We start from the raw sequence: 17279 nt of genomic DNA, 5'->3' as shown, positions 1-17279 counted from the left end.
TTTCAGGGGCTGCAATTATTAACTATACGCTGGGAAGCTTTCCTGCGTTAATAAGAGAAGGCCCGGCGGCGCAAACAAAATGGCGGTTTTTATGCTTTAGTAATCAATGGCTTATCCAGAAAGCAGCACGTTTATTCGTTCGGTAAAAGGAAAGGTAATTATTGCCTTTCTCGTGGGCTGTATTGCCCTGGGGCTTGCCTGGGGATTCAGCCGGGTTGCTTTCCGGGAAATGATGAAACGGGTGGAACAACTTTCGTCGCCGGATGAACGCCTTCGCATGGTGAACGATCTCTTCCTGGACATTACCCAGTTGAGCCAGTCGCAGAGAATGCAGGCTTTGCTGGAACATAAAACCTCCCTGAAGGCCATTTCTGATGAATCGGAACCGCTGATCGCCAAGCTGGATTCGCTGCGCCAATTTTATATAAACAACCCCGGGCAGGTACACCGGATCGACTCCATGAAGGACATTTTGCGTGAGCGGGATCGTCTATTTATCAATTATGTAAAAGTACGGAGCGGCCTGATCAGCGGAGAAGTACTGGCCGACCAGATGCAGTCGCTTTCCGGCCTCATTAATAACACAGCTTCGCAGATAGACAGCACGGTCATCACGACAGAAAAGAAAGTGTCTACCACGACCGTTTATCCCACAGATTCCCTGCAGGCAGCTCCGCGCGAGCCTACCGGCTTGCTGGGCAGGATCTTCGGCAAGAAAAAAGAAGTGGAAGAAGCGATGTCCGGCAGGAGCGGGGAGGCGGATACGGCCCTTCAACCCAGGAAGATCATAGACGAGGTGATCAATATTAAAATTGATACCCTTGCGCTGGCCAAGCAGGACAGCCTGATCCAGGCCGTCGAAGAGCTGATGAACGATATCCGGGAGGATCAGCGCATCCGGAGCGCACGCTTTGTAAACAGGGAAATTGAATTGCTGAATGCCGGTAACGTACTCGTAAACGAAATGCTGGGCATCCTCCAGGAGATGGAACAGGAGGCGCTTCAGCAAACCGAACTCAGCAATGCCCAGGCCCGGCAGGTTATTCATGACAGTATCCGCAGGGTGGTGATCACCATGCTGGTGTTCTTCCTGATCACCGGCGTACTGGTTTATCTTATTCTTACTGATATCGCCAAAAGCAGCACCTACCAGGAGCAGCTGGAGGCGGCAAAGGAAGAAGCGGAATACCATAGCATGGCGAAGCAGCGCTTCCTTTCCAATATGAGCCATGAACTCAGGACCCCCCTTCAATCCATTATTGGCTATGCGGACCTGCTTCGGCAGCAGGAACGTCCCGATAAAAGCGATGTGGAAGCCATTTACAGGTCTTCGGGGCATTTGCTCCAGGTGGTAAACGAGGTGCTTGATTATAACAGGATCATTTCAGGGAATTTTACGTTCCGCAACGAGGTGGTCAATCTGCGGGAATTGCTGGAGGAAGTGATCGCTGTGATACGCAGCCAGGCGGCCGGCAAATCGCTCCGCCTCTTGTCGAATATAGATTTAAGAGGGCCCGGACTGATCCTTGCCGACCCTTTCCGCCTGAAACAGATCTTATACAACCTGCTGGGCAATGCGGTCAAGTTCACCGATGAGGGCCAGGTAAGCCTTACCGTTACCGATGAGCCGCTGGGGAGGAAGAGCCGGCTTACGTTCAGGGTGGCGGATACGGGAGTTGGTATCCCGAAAGAAGACCTAAGCCGGATCTTCCAGCAGTACGAGCAGGGAGGCGGCGTTTCGAAACAACCAGGCACGGGCCTGGGACTGCATATTGTGAGCATTCTTGCAGGTAAGATGGGAGGGACTATCCTGGTCAACAGCGAGCCGGGAAAAGGTTCTGTGTTTACCCTTAACCTGAAATTTGAAGTTGCCGGTACGATCCTACCGGATACAAGCGAGAAGAAAGCCCCTTCTACGGGATATCGCGGCAAGGTATGGGTAGTAGATGACGACCAGCTTATCCTGGAATGGTGCAGGGCGGTGTTTAAAAAACACGGGGTCAGGCACCACTGTTTCAACCTTCCGCAGGAAGTATTGCATGCTGCCTGGGATAAGGAGGTGGATATTGTCCTGGTGGATATCCGCATGCCGGTGATCGACGGCCCCGAATTATGCCGGCGGCTAAGGGAAAGGATCCCGGAGAATGTGAAGATCTTTGCCCTGACTGCACAGGCACTGCCCGACGAGCAGGAAACTGTCCTGCAGCAGGGCTTTGACGGAGTCCTTATGAAACCTTTCCGGGAAGCAGACTTGCTGAAACTGCTGGAAGGGGAACAAACAATAGCTCCGGCTGTGCAGGCCGGGGAACCGTTCATGGACCTTTCTTCCCTGGAAGCAATGACCTTTGGCGACAAGGAGGAAATCCGGAAGATCCTCGACCGTTTTGTGGAGGACACAGGCAAGGATATCAGCCAGATCTATCATTCCATAGAACTATCCGACAAAGAAAAATTACTGTTGCTGCTGCACCGGATGGCCGGCCGTACCGCCCAGATCGGGGCAAAGAATTTGGCGGCGCAATTCAGGATCACGGAGATATCACTGCGGGCGAAAAGCTCGCTGGAAGATGCGCATAAGAAGGAGATCAGTTCCTTAATGCAGGAGATGACCGCCCTGGTGAAAAATATACCGCTTAATTAATTTAAAGCGAGATCCCGTATTTGGCCATTTTGTTATAGAGCGTGGTGCGGTCTATGTTCAGCATTTTTGCTGCCAGGCTTTTATTGTACCTGGTTTCTTCCAGCACTTTCAGGATGTGTTCCTTTTCGTTGGCTTCTTTCAGGCTTTTCAGATCTGTTCCCACGGGCGGGAGGTGAGACTGATGCTGATCCGGCTGAATGGTCATTTCCTCGGGGAGCGTTTCCCTGCCGGCTATTTCGCCGCTTGCCAGCAGGACCATTCTCCTGGTAACGTTCCTTAATTCCCGGAGATTTCCCGGCCAGTCGTAATGGCTGAAGATCTCCCTTACTTCTTCCGACAGCCCTTTGATTTCCTTGCCGAGTTCCGCGGCCGCCTGAGCGGTAAAATGATTGCTAAAGAGAGTAAGATCGCTGCCGCCCCGTTCCCTTAGTGAAGGGACGTCTATTTTGAACTCGTTCAACCGGTGATAAAGATCTTCCCGGAACGTCCCTTTTTCCACGTTTTGCAGCAGGTCATCATTGGTAGCGGCAATAATGCGGACGTCAGTTCTTACGGGAGTATTGCCGCCTACGGGCTGAATTATTTTTTCCTGCAGGGCGCGTAAGAGCTTTACCTGGACCTCGTAACTCAGGTTCCCTACCTCATCCAGGAACAGGGTTCCGCCGGAGGCGGCCTCAAACTGCCCCTTTTTATCCTGCAGCGCGCCGGTAAAGGCGCCTTTCACATGGCCGAACAGCTCACTGGAGGCTAGTTCTTTTGACAGGGCTCCGCAGTCTATGGCGATAAATGGTTTACCGGCCCGTTTGCTCAGCATGTGTATGGTGCGTGCCGCATATTCTTTTCCGGTCCCGCTTTCTCCCTGCAGTATGACAGCGATATCGGTAGGGGCCACCAGCTCCAGGTATTCGTATAATTTGTTGGATACGGCGCCTTTTCCCCGGATAAAGTCAAAGGATGCGGCCCTTCCGGTAGGCTCCCGCTGTTCTTTTTTCCGGAGGGCCTCATTCAATACCAGCAATAATTCCTCGGGGTTCACCGGTTTGGTAATATAATCAAAAGCGCCCATGCGAATGGCCTTAACGGCTGTCCGGACATCATTAAAGCTGGTCATAATGATGGCAGGAGGGGGAGGGTCTTTTTCACGCGCTGCTTTCAGCACTTCCAGGCCGTTCCCGTCCGGCAGACGGTAATCAAGCAGGAGCAGCTCGTATGTATTCTTTTCAAGGGCGGAAATTCCCTGTTTTACGGTGTTTTTGACTTCCACATGATGATCATGTTTTTTCAGGAAGCCTTCCAGTAGCTGAGAAAATGTGGTATCATCCTCAACGAGCAAAATTGTGGCCATAGGGTATGGGTTTCAGCAAAAAAAATACCATTATTCCCTTTTCAGGAAAGTTTTTACCTGCCCCGGTTTTCCGTCCGCGGAAATGCCCTCCATGATGACCATATAAGGAGCTGGGCGGTCCGCCGCGTAAAAGCTCAGGCTAGCCGAACCGTCGCTGCCGGTACGTACGTCGCCGTTCCAATAAATGGTGCTTCTCAGGTCAGGTGTTTTATCCCGGAGGTTCTTAGGAACATTGTATTTGGGTACATAGAACTCGCGCGCCACATGGTAGCCCTGCGGGAAAAAGGAGATGACGCCTCTGCGTTCGTACGCTCCCCTGGGCTCATATTCCCCTCTTTTTGTATTGATTACGATAACGCCGTTGGCGGCCCCCATGCCATATATGGCGGCATTAGGGCCTTTAAGGATTTCAATGGAGGCCACATCATAGGGATTGATCATCCCCAGGATGCCGGCATCCATGCTTCTGACGCCGTCTACTACAACCAGGGGGTCGGTATTGCCGTAAAAAGTATTGATGCCCCTGATCACGATCCGGTTGCCGATTACTTGCAGCCCCGGAACGCGGCCCCGGAGAATATCATAGATGCTGGAAGGGCTTCCCATGCGGGTGATGTCTTCGGCGGTAATGATATTGTCTGCATAGGAATGCAGTCCCGTGGAATTCGGCGCTTTTTCCTGGGCTACCACTTCCACAGGATCAAGCAGGATGCTCGTTAATCCCAATTTTTCCCTTTCAATAGTAAATGCCTCCTTACTTAGCGCCAGGTAGGCGTCCATGCTGTCCCGGATATTCGGCGGAAAACGCTCCCGCTGAAAGTGAACGCGGGGCCAGTCTTCCTGTATTTCAATTTCCCCGAACCGGCGTCCTTTTTCATTTCTTGCCTGGATAAGCACTCTCGTACTGTCGGGAAACTCGTAGCCGGAGAAACGGAACCGCCCGGCCGCATCCGCGGTGTCTTCGGCGGCAAAACCTTCTTTCCGGTCACCTGCAAGCATGATCACCCGGGCATGAGGCAGGGGATCGCCGGAGTCGGAATATACTCTTCCCAAGGTTTCAAACCCCAGCTCAAGGGGATAGGCGATTTCCTGAAGCCGGCCATCCAATATGTTTTTCCATTCAAAACGACGCCATCCCTGCGTTAGCATCAGCAGGTCCAGGGCGGCTTGCCTTTCCCCGCTGGCCGGGTTAAAGTACCAGGCGGGGTCCTCAATATAACCTTTGAGATCCCCGTTAAGCAGCAGCCCGGCCAGGATGCCGGGAACGGTGTTTGAATCCACAACGGAAGCATCGGTAATGCTGATGGAAAACTCCCCTTTTACCGGCTTCCCCGAGGCGTCTTTCACCTGTACCTGCAGCTGTACCTTTTCCCTGGCTCCGTAAACGGCCTGATCAGGGCGGATGCTGATGTCCAGCTGATCCCGGGGCGGAATAAACACAAGCCGTTCAGCTACCGGTATTCCAGCCATGTCGAATAGGGTGAACCGGGCAATTCCGCCGGGAAAGTCCGCGATGGGAACACTGGCCTGGTAAAGGGATTTTTCCAGTACGGCCTGCGCGGCATAGTAAGGCTGGCCCCGGCTTTCCCCCAGCAGAAAGACCGGCCTGTTACGCAGCCTGGCGGAAGATGCGGCAATGCTTACCCGGATAACGCTGTCAGCGGGCCGGATGGTCAGCAAGTACCCCTCTTCCTGAACTTCCGGCAGCGGATATTCCCGGGTTCCGCCGCCGGGAAGAGAAATGCCCGCTGTGTAGTCTTGACCCGGCAGTGGAGTGAGTACGAACTTTCCCATTCCGCGGTGAACGCTTTCAAATTCCGTGATCTTTTTGCCTTCTTCATCCCGGATCACCCCCTTTACCCCGACTCCCAGGCCGCTGGCATCAATGGCTTTGAAGGCAACAATATTGGGAACGCCGGCGATCAGCTCGCCTCCTTCCGGGAAGAAACGCAGGTCAGTATCTACTTTAAAAGAAGGCAGAAAAAAGTCTTTCACAAAGGGAAGTCCGTCAAAGTTAATGCTGGTACGGATATATTTATTGGGATACAAGGAACTTTCATTATATGGAACGGATATGCGGATGATCCCCTGTTCATTGGTAGTGGCGGTTTTCAGCGACTTTGGTTTGCCGATCAGCACATGTTCATAGCTTACCTCCCTGCCGGCTGCCGGCTTTCCGTTTCCGTCAAGGAACCGGATCAGTGCGGTTATTTCCGGCGGGCTGCTGTCCCGGTCCACCTCGTATTCAATGCGGGCTTGCAGGTTGGATAAAAGACTGTTGCCAATCATGATATTTTTCCGGAAGAAAAACTCTTCCCCGAAATTGCGCATCCAGCTTGTATAGGCCCTCACACGGTAATGTCCGCCCGGGAGGGCGTCTGAAAGCTGAAAACTGCCGTTAAAATTTCCCTGGTCTTTTTTGAGCGCCAGCCTTTGCACAATGGTGTCGGCGGGCCCGATGAGTTCCACGTATATGATCCTGCTGAGATCTGAAGGTACATGTGTGGCGGCATTTACGAGGTAGGCCCGGAACCAGATATCGTCCCCGGCAGCATAATAAGGTTTGTCGAAATGAAGGTAGACTTTTTCCTGCGGGCGTTGACTAAGTTGTTGTTCCAGCACCTTTACCGCTTTTTCCAGCGGGGTGCCCGTAATTGCTTTTTCCGGCAGCGTTCCGGAACTGTCGCTTACTTGTGCGGAAGCGGTGGAAGCCGCTGCGATGAAAAGTATAAACGCATTGTAAATGAGCAACTTCACATCGTAAAGTTACGTCTTTTTTATGGCTTCATGAAATCATTTTTCCACATCATGGATTCCACCGGTAAGGTGCTGCGCAGGTTATATTTGGCCGAGCTTTTTTCATTGTACAGGGTGGCGATTTCGCCTTCCACCACGAAATAGATCAGCTGGCCAATAGGCATTCCGGCATAAATACGCACGGGTTGCGCACATGAGATTTCCAGCGTCCAAGTATTGCAAAAGCCTACATCCCCTTTCCCGGCGGTGGCATGGATATCAATTCCAAGGCGTCCCGTACTGGATTTCCCTTCCAGGAATGGAACATGCCGGTGTGTTTCCGTGTATTCCATGGTCACTCCCAGGTAGAGGGTGCCGGGCTGCAGGACAAAACCTTCGGCGGGAATTTCAAAATGTTCCACTTCATTATGAATGCGGGCATCAAGCACCCGCTGCCGGTAACAGGCCAGGTATTTTCCAAGATGGACATCGTAGGAATTGGTACCGAGGTATTTCAGGTCAAAGGGTTCAATTACGATGGACCCATTTTCTATTTCTTCGAGGATACGTTTATCGGATAAGATCATGTGGATGAAGAAAAATTTGACTAATATAGGCCTAAATTTCGTAACTAATCACCGGGATGCCCATCGTTTTCAGGAAAAACATTGCAGAGGGTACAGAACTGAGCATTTGGCGGATAGCTGAAAGCGCCGACCAGTTATATAGCAAGCTTCAGCTGGATGAACGGGAGCGGGCGGTTTTTGATTCCTTTAAAAACCAGCACAAGCGCAGCCTGCATTGGCTGGGCAGCAGGGTGTTACTGCGCACTCTCCTGAACACAGATAAATATATTAATCTGAAAATAGACGAGTACCGCAAGCCTTACCTGGCTAATTTGCCTCACCAGGTGTCCATTAGCCATTCACATGATTTTGCCGCTGTAATGGTGAGCCTCAACGGACCCGTAGGAGTAGATATTGAAGAGATCAGCCCTAAGATCGAAAAAGTGGCTTTTCGTTTCCTGCTGCCGGAAGAACTTTCCTTTATTGCTGAAAAGACAGCATGCGCCGGAATCGCAGACGGGGAGGCCAGGCTGCATCATCTGTATGCCTGCTGGAGCGTCAAGGAAGCAATCTATAAATGGTACGGAAAAGGAGGGCTTGCCTTTCAGGGCGGGATCATCCTGCAGCCTTTCCCGCTGGAAAAGGAGGGATGCGTGAGGGCTAAAGTACTGCTGGACGGGCAATGGAGGGAAATGAATGCCTGCTACAGGGAATTTGAAGGCTATATGCTGGCCTGGTGTTATTAATCTAAATCATATGCTGAAATACAAAAACTTATTTTTCGCGTTAGGTTTGCCGCTCTTCCTGGCGGCTGCATGTAACAGAGGCCCTGCCGATAAAAGAATAGTTGAAATGGCGCCGGCCGCGGCCGATAGCATGGCCAGACTGATCGAATCCCGGGTGAAACCCGAGCTGGCCGAAGGCCTTTCCATCAGCTTATGGGGAGTTGATTCCCTGGTAGCCGATCCCGTAGCCATTCATGTCGATGACCGGGGACGCCTTTGGTACACCCGGACAAACCGGCAGAAACATTCGGAATTTGATATCCGCGGGCACCGGGACTGGGAAATTGCTTCCATTGCGCTGGAAACGGTAGAAGATAAGCGGGCATTCCTGCATAAGGTGCTGGCGCCGGAAAACAGCGCTCAAAACCAGTGGCTGGAAGACCTGAATGCCGACAGTTCTCATGACTGGCGGGATATGACGGTTGAAAAAGAACATGTTTACCGCCTTGAAGATCGTTCCGGCGACGGGGTGGCCGACTTTTCTCAGCTGGTAGTGGAAGACTTCCATGAGGAAGTGACCGATGTAGCGGGTGCGGTACTTTCCGACGGCGAGGATCTTTATGTAGGTGTTGGTCCGGATATGTGGCGAATGAAAGACCGGAACGGGGACGGGCTGGCCGATTCAAAAGAATCCATCTCGCACGGTTACGGCGTACACATCGGGTTCGGGGGGCATGGGATGTCAGGACTGGCGAAAGGACCGGACGGGCGGATCTACTGGGGTATCGGCGATATCGGGTTTAACGGCGTGGGCCCCGACGGCAAAAAATGGAAATACCCGAACCAGGGGGTGATCGTGCGGGCCAACCCGGACGGCAGTGATTTTGAAGTCTTTGCAGCCGGCCTGCGGAATACGCATGAGTTTGTTTTTGACGAATATGGAAACCTGATCAGTGTGGACAATGATGGGGACCATCCCGGGGAGAAGGAGCGACTCGTGTATATTGTTAACGGTTCCGACGCCGGCTGGCGTATTAACTGGCAATTTGGAAAATACCGCGATCCGGATAATAATACCTATAAGGTGTGGATGGACGAACAGATGTTCAAACCGCGGTTTGAAGGGCAGGCGGCTTACATCGTGCCTCCCATTTCCAACTATATAAGCGGGCCGGCCGGCATGGTTTATAACCCCGGAACGGCCCTTGGCCCCGAATGGAAGAATACCTTCTTTATTTCCGAATTCGTGGGTAACCCGGCGCGGTCAGCGATTCATTCCTTCCGCCTGAAGCCTTCCGGCGCCGGTTTTGAGCTGGCCGGGACACAAACGGTGATGAAAGGGATCCTGGCCACGGGAATTGATTTTGGCCCGGACGGGGCCTTGTATATCGGGGACTGGATAGATGGCTGGAACACGAAAAACTATGGCCGCATCTGGAAAATGGACGCGGAAAGCGGCGCCGACCGGGCGGAGCGCCGGGAAACCAAGGCCCTGCTGGGAGCAGATTTCGCCCGGTTTGAACCCGCCAAGCTTGCCGGGTTATTAGCGAACCCTGATATGCGCGTAAGGCAAAAAGCACAGTTTGAACTGGCTAAGCGCGGCAGGGACGGAGTGGCTGTTTTCCGCGAAAGCATTTCCCGGACCGGGAACCAGCTTGCGCGGATCCACGGCATATGGGGGATCAGCCAAATGGCACGGGAAGACTCGCAGCACGGGCGCTTATTACTGCCCCTGCTGAACGATAGCGATCCCGAGATCCGGGCTCAGGCGGCTAAATGGCTGGGGGATATTCGTTTCGCGGAAGCAGGAGCGGCGCTGATCCCTCTCCTGGAAGATACCTCTGCACGCGCCCGTTTCTTTGCCGCCGAGGCACTGGGCAGGATTGCTTATGAACCGGCCATTCAGCCCATTATTTCACTTCTTGCCGCAAACGACGGGAAAGATGTGTATATCCGGCATGCGGGAAGCCTGGCCCTGGCGCGGATAAGAAAGACGGAGCCTCTGGCAGCGCTGGCTTCACATCCCTCCCGCGCGGTTCGCATTGCCGCGGTAGTGGCTTTGCGGCGAATGAAAAGCCCGGAACTTGCCCGTTTCCTGAGCGATCAGGATGAATTCATCGTCACCGAGGCCGCCCGCGCCATTAACGACGATCATTTTATTAAGGAAGCGTTGCCGGCGCTGGCAAATGTGCTGAATGAGGACCGTTTCCGTGAAGAAGCCCTGATCAGGCGGGCCATCAATGCCTGCCTTTGGACGGGAACCGAAGCAAGCATGCAAAACCTGATTGATTACGCGCTTCGGGAAGACGCTCCGGCAGCCATGCGCGCCGAAGCCGTTGATGCCCTCAGCACCTGGGCGCGGCCTTCCGTGCTGGACCGTGTTACCGGACGCTACCGCGGAGAGGTGGAAAGGGACCCGGCTCTTGTTCAGGAGCGATCGGCCGAAGCCCTTCTCCGTTTGCTCAGCGATGAAGAAACCGGCTTGCGGCTCAGCGCCGCAAACGCCCTTGGCAAATTGAAAATAAGCCGCGGCGCCCCCGACCTGCTTGTGCGTCTTGAAAACGATCAGGCGTCCGAAGTCCGGGTGGCTGCCCTGGAGGCGCTGGCCCTGCTGGAGTACGAGCAAATTGGCGAAGCCATTGCCCGGGCACTTTCCGACCCGGAAAAGAGCGTGCGTATCGCCGGCCTGGACCTGCTCCCCGAAATGAACCTACCTGCAGAGCAGAAGGTCTCCCTCCTTTCCGGGGTGATTGCCACTAAAACCTCCGGTGAAAAACAGGCGGCCTTGCTAACACTTGGCAACCTGTCGGCGGAAAGCACCCGGCCCGCCTTCGACCGGCTGCTGGAACAGCTTGCTGCCGGAAAAATCGCCCCGGAGATCCGCCTCGAGCTGGCCGAAGCCATCGACAGCACACATTCTGCGGAACTCACCGAAAAACTGCAAGCCATAAACGCCGGGCTGGCTCCCGATACCAGTATGGCCGCCTATGCCGGGCTGTTATTTGGCGGCGATGTGGGAAAAGGCCGGTCCATCCTCTTTTCCAACCAAACCGCACAATGCATGCGCTGCCACTCCATCGATGACTACGGGGCCAATATCGCTCCCAACCTCAACGGCGTAGCCAGCCGGAACACCAGGGAACAGCTGCTGGAATCCCTGATCGCGCCCAGCGCGAGGATTACTCCTGGCTACGGTTTTGTGACGGTAGAACTCGAGGGCGGAAAATCCCTGACAGGTGTGCTTCAAAGGGAAAACGACAACAGCCTCACCCTCAAGGTCGGCGATGAACCCGACACCCTGATCTACAAAAAGCAGGTGGTCCGCCGCACTAATGCCCCCTCCAGCATGCCCGTGATGAAGGACATTTTAAGCAAACGGGAGATCCGCGATCTGGTAAGCTTCCTGGCCACGTTAAAAGAATAACGCTATGGGTACAGCAATCCCTGTGTTCCGCCCGGTAGCCTGGATTTCCCTGGTTCGGCAACTGACTGTGATGGCTTTTTTAATGTTTATTTGGTATAAGTCAGGGATCCCGTACCCATATTTATGGGGCTCCATGAGCTATCTTCTCTTGTCATTCTGCTTGCGATCGCTGCTGCTTCAGGAACACAGAGCTGGTATGAAGTTAACTAAAAAGGAGCGATTCACGGAGGCGATTCAGCATTTTGAAAAAAGCTATGAGTTCTTTACCCGTCATACCTGGATGGATAAATATCGTTACCTGGCCCTGCTGAGTTCAGGGAGGCTAAGCTACCGCGAAATGGCACTTATAAATATTGCTTTTTGCTCTGGGCAAGCGGGAGACGGGATCATGGCCAGGGGATATTGAAAGAACCCTGCAGGAATTTCCGGACAGTGGTATAGCAAAAGCCGCCCTAAGGCTTATTGGCTCAGCAGCGAAATATCTGATACTCTTGCCTGCGCTTATGCTAACATCTCTTGAAGGGCGAACCCAGACAAACGATGTGGCGAACGGACCCTGTATTGAAGTAGTGGATACACAGCTCAGGTGTTAAAATGAAGGAGAAATTGCCAGCCATCGAATTTGAAAAGATTAAGGTCCAAGTAGCCGTTCAAATGAAATTTGTGCTGGAGGGAGTAAACTTGCCGGGAAAATAAGGCGTTTTTAGAGTTATAACCCGAAAAACGGTCCCGAATTATAAAGTTTTTATGGTTATAACCCGAAAAACTTTGCAGGGCGCCGGTACACGGCGTGGATTTTACTGCCGGTGATATAAAGATGACCGGTATGTGATGGCTAGCCTTGAGCCGGAAATTAAACGGCATGGTATTTCAACTTACCCGCTTCCGGCTCTTTAAAGGCATTGCAGGCGTTAAGATAGGACTGCATACTATCCATATCTTCATCATGCACACTATTGCTGAATTCATATGCGCGGGATAACATGCGAATATATGGAGCGGGATCTCCCTGTCGCGTCAGCAGTCTCAGCGCGCCCATATAGTCTTCCCGATAAACGGTAGGAATTATTATCTTGGACAATCCCCTCGATGATAATTCGGCATTCATCATCACACGTGCGATCCTTCCGTTTCCATCCAGAAAGGGATGGACCTCACTGACAAGGAACATTATATAAGCTGCTTTGCTAAATGGATTCCTTAAGAGTGAATAGAACTCGAACCCTTTCTTCAAGGTGCCTGCGACAAGCTTCCAATCTACAAACACCGTATTCCCCGCCCGATTGTTCTTGTTTTTAAACCAGCCGGGCGTCTTGGACGGCCTTGCGCTTAGTAAAACAGCATGGCGGTACTTTAGAATTTCCAGCAGTTGGTCTGCAGTAGCTGGAGTGCGGCTCATCTCTTTTTTGTCGGCTACTATCTGGTAAGTTCCGAGAATATCGTGGGAATCTTCGTCCCTTGTTGGAAGAGGAGTTGCCGTACGGATGATTTCTTTTGCTTCTTCAACTTCAAACCGGGTTCCTTCTATATAGTTGGAGAAATAACTTTCGAAGAAGGCGAAATTCTGGTATGCAACGGGTGATTGATTCCGTTCTTCGAAGGAAGGATAATCACGGCCGGCCAGGTACTCGTACAAATGATTGAATAAATCAATACGGGCTGGATCATAAGGAAAACCAGAAAGTCGCGCCTTCGTAACGGGAGAGGAGAGTGATTTTGTATTTCCGGTTGATAGCAATGCGCTGATCACCCTGTCCAATTGGCCGAATTCCCTTTCCATATTCAACCTGGGGGCTATTGATCGTGCTTGATCGCGTAGCAAGTTGAGCCCTTCCTCGCCCCTCGTACGAATAATTGTATCCAGTTTGTTTTCAATAGTTTCCCTTGGTAGCGTTTTTAATGTCTTGTTTTTCGCCGCAGATGTCTGAAAATTTTCCAAAAAGGCGCGGGGCTCTTGTGAAACGTATAATTCTTTAAAAAAAGAGGAGTCGCCATCAATTGGTCCGATACCCTTTAATGCTCTAACAAGGAGTCCTGGCAGGGAAATATTTTTAGTGTATTTGTACGTAATGAAGATTTCTTCCGTGGAGGTTGGTTTGAATTCAAGCGCACTGCGGTGGCTCAACAATGCCCCAGGGTATAGATGTGCAAGAATCTTGTACCAGTTTCTTTTGAACAGAACCTGGGGCGATTCTGCTATATTAGAAGTATAGACCCTGGGAGCTATCTTTTTCAGTTTCCCGGCTTTTTCCAAACGGCTGATTTGTTGAGAGACCGCTTTGTCGGAGCTTCCGAACAGGATTTCATCAACTGAATTTTGTAGAATATTTTCTATCCTTCGCGTGGGCATAGTCAAAAATGTAGAAAATTTTCAATTTTTACGGGCTTTTTGTAGATTTTTTTCCAGCACTTGATTAGCATCAATCCGGAAATTCAGGTCATTGTTAAACCTTCGCCGGTTCCGGATGCTCCCAGCCTTCCCGGTATGCCCGCCTGAGAAGTTCCGTGGCTTCGGGATCCCCTTTTACAATACGTTTTGCGGGATCGTAGACCAGGGGCCGGCCGGTTCCCATGGAGAGGTTTGCCAGGATACAGCTGGCGGTTGAAATATGGCCTTCTTCGATATCGGCTACCGGGCGGCCGCCTGTTTCAATGGCATGAAGGAAGTCGATCATATGCAGGCGGGTGGCGGGGGCGGCGTTCAGCTCGATATCCGGTTCGGTCAGGTCTTCGGGATATTTTTCTTTCTCAAAAACCACGTCCTTATGTATTGCTTTGCCGTTTTTGCCCTGAGGGCTAAAGTCATATTGCATGGTGCTGGCCGCCAGCGTCCCCTTTTCACCGTACAATTTGAACGACCAGGGGTATTCAGGATCCGCCGGGGTTCCCCAGGTGCGGTGTTGCCAGAGGCAGTTCAGCCCCTCGTATTCAAAAATCGCCGATTGGGTATCGGAAATGTTGGATTTTCCGTCTTTTTGAACGTAAATTCCCCCGGTGGAGCTAATGCGCTTGGGCCATCCCAGGTCAAGCATCCAGCGTACGGTGTCGAACATGTGGATGCACATATCTCCGGTGATCCCGTTCCCGTATTCCATGAAAGTGCGCCACCAACGCCTGTGGGGCAAGCCGTCGTAGGGGCGAAGAGGGGCGGGGCCGGTCCACATCTCGTAATCCAGGAAGTCAGGTACCGGTTCTTCCGGAGGATTCCCGTTTGCCCGCATATGGTAGTAGCAGCACATTTCTACGTGGGATATTTTCCCTAGCAAGCCGGCATCGACGATGTTTTTCTTGGCATCTATCAGGTGCGGGGTGCTTTTTCGCTGTGTGCCCACTTGCACCACCCGCTTGTATTTTCGCGCAGCTGCGACCATGGCTTCTCCCTCGATCACATCCACGCTGATGGGCTTTTGCACATAGACATGCGCCCCGGCTTTCATGGCCGTTATGGCCTGGAGGGCGTGCCAATGGTCGGGTGTGCCAATCAGAACGATATCCAGTTCGTTTTCCGCCAGCATTTTACGATAGTCATTATACAAACGAGGTACTTTCCCGGATTTCTGCCGTTTACTCACCATGTCTCCCGCCTGGTTTAGCAGGTTCTTGTCCACATCGCATAATGCGACCACGTTCACAGGGATACCTGGATCAGCCTGAACAGGTCGCTTTTTCCATACCAGCCTGTTCCGATCAAGCCTACGCGGTAGGATTTTTGAGGATTCAGAAAATTCATGGCCCTGGCTTCAAAGGTGGTAAAAGCAAGCGAGGCGGCGGCTCCCTTTAAAAAATGGCGGCGGTTTACAGCGTATTGACTCATAAAACTTGTATTTGGTATTAAATATAAGCATGCATATTGTTTATTCACAATTTTCTTGATTAGCGAACCCAAAGGGAGTATTGTAAGGATTATATGAGCCTAAAGCCCGAAGCCACCGGCGCATTTGTATTTTCTCACTGGTTGCGCTATTTTAGCCTCCGCATGTCAGTAGCTGATTTTTTTTCTCCAGTGAGCAGTCCGGACGCGGATCTGCATCCGGCGCAGCTGGGAGCGCGTATACAGTCCCACCAACGGTCTTTTCCCGACCTCGAAAAGGTTTCTCTCGCATTATTCGGGGTGGAGGAAGACCGGCAGGCGGTTTCCAACGAGGGTTGCGCCGGTGGGATGGAGGCGTTAAGGCCGCATCTTTACCGCTTGTTCGAAGGAACTTTTGACGCGTCGAAAGTGGCTGACCTTGGTACTATTAAACAAGGGGCTACGGTAGAAGATACCTATTTTGCGGTAAAGACGGTGGTGTCGGAGCTTATCAAGCAGGATATTATGCCGGTGATCATTGGAGGAAGTAATGATCTTGCTTTTGCGCAATACCTCGCGTACGGGCTGGCGGAGCAGAAAGTGGAGATGGTAGCGGTGGACAGCCGGTTCGACCTGGATGAAATGGAAGTGGAGGTGGCAAAGCCCTCATCCGATTCTTACCTGAATAAAATTATTCTTCACGAGCCCAACTGGCTTTTTAATTACAGCAACCTGGCTTACCAATCCTATTTTGTCACGCAGAACAGTCTTCGGCTGATGGATAAAATGTACTTTGATGTACACCGGCTGGGACAGGTAACGGAGGATCTGCAGGAGACCGAGCCGGTGATCAGGAACGGCAATATGCTGAGCTTTGATATTTCTGCGATCCGGAGCCCCGATGCGCCCGGGAACGGGAATGCTTCGCCTAACGGTTTGTACGGAGAACAGGCTTGTCATTTGTGCCGGTACGCGGGTATTAACGGCCGTTTATTGTCCGCCGGATTTTATGAGTTTAATCCTGCCTACGACCGGAATGGTCAGACAGCCGGCCTGCTGGCGCAGATGATCTGGTATTTCATAGATGGATTTTTTGCGCGCCAGGCAGATTACCCCTTTGGGACTCATCCGGATTTTACCAAGTACAGGGCTTTCCTGGAAGGCGAAGGCGGGCACGAGGTGATCTTCTATAAAAGTAACCGGAGCGGCCGCTGGTGGATGCAGATCCCATATCCCGAAAACCATTCTAAAAACGACCGGTTTCACCTGGTTCCCTGTTCCTACAAAGATTACCAGCAGGCGAGCAATGGCGAAATGCCCGACCGCTGGTGGAAAACCTACCAGAAACTGGTTTAAATGCTTTTATAATTGCTGTATCAGGCCCAGAACCAGGAATACGATGCCGATAACGGCAACCAGGTAACCCAGGTCTGCGAATGCGATGCCTACTACCAAACCAATCAGCAGCAGGATCACGCCAATCTTCATCCATTGATTAAAGCCAATGGGTGAAGCAGGGGACGCTGCTTTTTTCTCCGCAATGCGACTAGCCTGTTTGCTGATGATCTTTTCTACTTTTTCCAGTTGTTTAGCGGACAGGGCGCCGAAGGCGGAGGAGTTTTTAAGTTCGCGGCGGACTATTTTGTGGGTCTGCTCCTTCTTTTCCCTGGCTTGCTGCCGTTTCAGCTGCCGCTCACTTTGCCGGGATTCAATACGTGCGGACGTTGTTTCACGGGGGCGGCCGGACGGCTAAATGACCGGCTGTTGTTGATAACGGGCGCTTTGAAATCTGCCTGCGGCCGTTGCGAAAGGGCGGTGCTGTTAATCACTGCCGGGGTGCCCGGACTGAAAGCGGCTGCCGGAGCTACGCGATCAAACGGTTTTTTAGGCTGCACCTTCACGAAATTATAAGGAGAGCGGGCGCAGGAAGCAGCCAGTAAAAGCATGGTAATCAGTAAGGCAGGTACTTTTAGGGAGGATAGGTTGAGATTTCTCATGAGAATAATTTTTACGTACTCTAAAAATAGTAAATAATAATCGTGATTCCCCAAA

At 52.1% G+C, this 17279-nt stretch carries 13 protein-coding genes; 5 read left to right on the top strand and 8 right to left on the bottom strand.

The features are described from left to right. Positions 1 to 106: 106 nt before the first annotated feature. On the top strand, positions 107 to 2641 hold the full coding sequence (locus tag FRZ59_RS02625; RefSeq protein ID WP_132127424.1) for an ATP-binding protein: 2535 nt from the start codon (positions 107 to 109) through the stop codon (positions 2639 to 2641). 1 nt (position 2642) lies between these two features. On the opposite strand, the gene FRZ59_RS02620 is transcribed toward FRZ59_RS02625, so the two are convergent. The 3 genes from FRZ59_RS02620 to dcd are packed head-to-tail and all read right to left on the bottom strand — an operon-like array spanning position 2643 to position 7309. Continuing rightward, positions 2643 to 3986, bottom strand: coding sequence for a sigma-54-dependent transcriptional regulator (locus FRZ59_RS02620; RefSeq protein ID WP_132127425.1), 1344 nt, complete (start codon positions 3984 to 3986; stop codon positions 2643 to 2645). Positions 3987 to 4016: 30 nt separating this feature from the next. Then, on the bottom strand, positions 4017 to 6743 hold the full coding sequence (locus tag FRZ59_RS02615) for a TonB-dependent receptor plug domain-containing protein (RefSeq protein ID WP_132127426.1): 2727 nt from the start codon (positions 6741 to 6743) through the stop codon (positions 4017 to 4019). Positions 6744 to 6763: 20 nt separating this feature from the next. Next, positions 6764 to 7309: a dCTP deaminase gene (gene dcd / locus FRZ59_RS02610; protein ID WP_132127427.1), complete on the bottom strand. Its 546-nt coding sequence runs from the start codon at positions 7307 to 7309 to the stop codon at positions 6764 to 6766. A gap of 56 nt (positions 7310 to 7365) precedes the next feature. Between dcd and FRZ59_RS02605 the strand changes: the two genes are divergently transcribed. From FRZ59_RS02605 to FRZ59_RS02595, 3 genes are all read left to right on the top strand, one after another. Continuing rightward, positions 7366 to 8034, top strand: coding sequence for a 4'-phosphopantetheinyl transferase family protein (locus tag FRZ59_RS02605; RefSeq protein ID WP_132127428.1), 669 nt, complete (start codon positions 7366 to 7368; stop codon positions 8032 to 8034). 10 nt (positions 8035 to 8044) lie between these two features. Further along, the gene (locus FRZ59_RS02600; RefSeq protein WP_132127429.1) at positions 8045 to 11437 is read left to right on the top strand and encodes a HEAT repeat domain-containing protein; all 3393 of its coding nucleotides are present in this window, start codon (positions 8045 to 8047) and stop codon (positions 11435 to 11437) included. A 196-nt stretch (positions 11438 to 11633) separates the two neighbouring features. After that, the gene (locus FRZ59_RS02595) at positions 11634 to 11843 is read left to right on the top strand and encodes a hypothetical protein (protein ID WP_132127430.1); all 210 of its coding nucleotides are present in this window, start codon (positions 11634 to 11636) and stop codon (positions 11841 to 11843) included. Positions 11844 to 12290: 447 nt separating this feature from the next. On the opposite strand, the gene FRZ59_RS02590 is transcribed toward FRZ59_RS02595, so the two are convergent. The 3 genes from FRZ59_RS02590 to FRZ59_RS18745 all read right to left on the bottom strand — a co-directional run bounded on the left by FRZ59_RS02590 (position 12291) and on the right by FRZ59_RS18745 (position 15251). After that, complete coding sequence (locus FRZ59_RS02590) at positions 12291 to 13787, bottom strand: Fic family protein (RefSeq protein ID WP_207910185.1); 1497 nt, start codon at positions 13785 to 13787, stop codon at positions 12291 to 12293. Positions 13788 to 13881: 94 nt separating this feature from the next. After that, entirely contained in the window at positions 13882 to 15063 is a 1182-nt protein-coding gene (locus FRZ59_RS02585; RefSeq protein ID WP_225975158.1) for a Gfo/Idh/MocA family protein, read from the bottom strand. Between the two features lie 2 nt (positions 15064 to 15065). Further along, on the bottom strand, positions 15066 to 15251 hold the full coding sequence (locus FRZ59_RS18745; RefSeq protein ID WP_225975157.1) for a hypothetical protein: 186 nt from the start codon (positions 15249 to 15251) through the stop codon (positions 15066 to 15068). Positions 15252 to 15344: 93 nt separating this feature from the next. Between FRZ59_RS18745 and FRZ59_RS02580 the strand changes: the two genes are divergently transcribed. Beyond that, the gene (locus FRZ59_RS02580; RefSeq protein ID WP_317127720.1) at positions 15345 to 16583 is read left to right on the top strand and encodes a formimidoylglutamase; all 1239 of its coding nucleotides are present in this window, start codon (positions 15345 to 15347) and stop codon (positions 16581 to 16583) included. A gap of 6 nt (positions 16584 to 16589) precedes the next feature. Here the strand turns inward: FRZ59_RS02580 and FRZ59_RS19360 are convergent, their stop codons facing one another. Both FRZ59_RS19360 and FRZ59_RS02575 read right to left on the bottom strand, forming a co-directional pair. Continuing rightward, positions 16590 to 16715, bottom strand: coding sequence for a hypothetical protein (locus tag FRZ59_RS19360; RefSeq protein WP_262713152.1), 126 nt, complete (start codon positions 16713 to 16715; stop codon positions 16590 to 16592). Between the two features lie 194 nt (positions 16716 to 16909). Continuing rightward, positions 16910 to 17224, bottom strand: coding sequence for a hypothetical protein (locus FRZ59_RS02575; RefSeq protein ID WP_147698217.1), 315 nt, complete (start codon positions 17222 to 17224; stop codon positions 16910 to 16912). Positions 17225 to 17279 lie beyond the last annotated feature (55 nt).

It is taken from the genome of Anseongella ginsenosidimutans (genome assembly GCF_008033235.1).
GTDB classification, from domain to species: Bacteria; Bacteroidota; Bacteroidia; order Sphingobacteriales; family Sphingobacteriaceae; genus Anseongella; species Anseongella ginsenosidimutans.
This window is presented reverse-complemented; position numbering and strand designations above follow the sequence as displayed.

Excerpts from the sequence above, each read along its gene's own strand:
- FRZ59_RS02590 (WP_207910185.1), bottom strand. The coding sequence starts at position 13,787 with ATGCCCACGCGAAGGATAGAAAATATTCTACAAAATTCAGTTGATGAA.
- FRZ59_RS02605 (WP_132127428.1), top strand. The coding sequence starts at position 7,366 with ATGCCCATCGTTTTCAGGAAAAACATTGCAGAGGGTACAGAACTGAGC.
- FRZ59_RS02575 (WP_147698217.1), bottom strand. The coding sequence starts at position 17,224 with ATGAGAAATCTCAACCTATCCTCCCTAAAAGTACCTGCCTTACTGATT.
- FRZ59_RS02580 (WP_317127720.1), top strand. The coding sequence starts at position 15,345 with ATGAGCCTAAAGCCCGAAGCCACCGGCGCATTTGTATTTTCTCACTGG.
- FRZ59_RS02625 (WP_132127424.1), top strand. The coding sequence starts at position 107 with ATGGCTTATCCAGAAAGCAGCACGTTTATTCGTTCGGTAAAAGGAAAG.
- FRZ59_RS19360 (WP_262713152.1), bottom strand. The coding sequence starts at position 16,715 with ATGAAGATTGGCGTGATCCTGCTGCTGATTGGTTTGGTAGTAGGCATC.
- FRZ59_RS02595 (WP_132127430.1), top strand. The coding sequence starts at position 11,634 with ATGAAGTTAACTAAAAAGGAGCGATTCACGGAGGCGATTCAGCATTTT.
- FRZ59_RS18745 (WP_225975157.1), bottom strand. The coding sequence starts at position 15,251 with ATGAGTCAATACGCTGTAAACCGCCGCCATTTTTTAAAGGGAGCCGCC.
- dcd (WP_132127427.1), bottom strand. The coding sequence starts at position 7,309 with ATGATCTTATCCGATAAACGTATCCTCGAAGAAATAGAAAATGGGTCC.
- FRZ59_RS02620 (WP_132127425.1), bottom strand. The coding sequence starts at position 3,986 with ATGGCCACAATTTTGCTCGTTGAGGATGATACCACATTTTCTCAGCTA.
- FRZ59_RS02600 (WP_132127429.1), top strand. The coding sequence starts at position 8,045 with ATGCTGAAATACAAAAACTTATTTTTCGCGTTAGGTTTGCCGCTCTTC.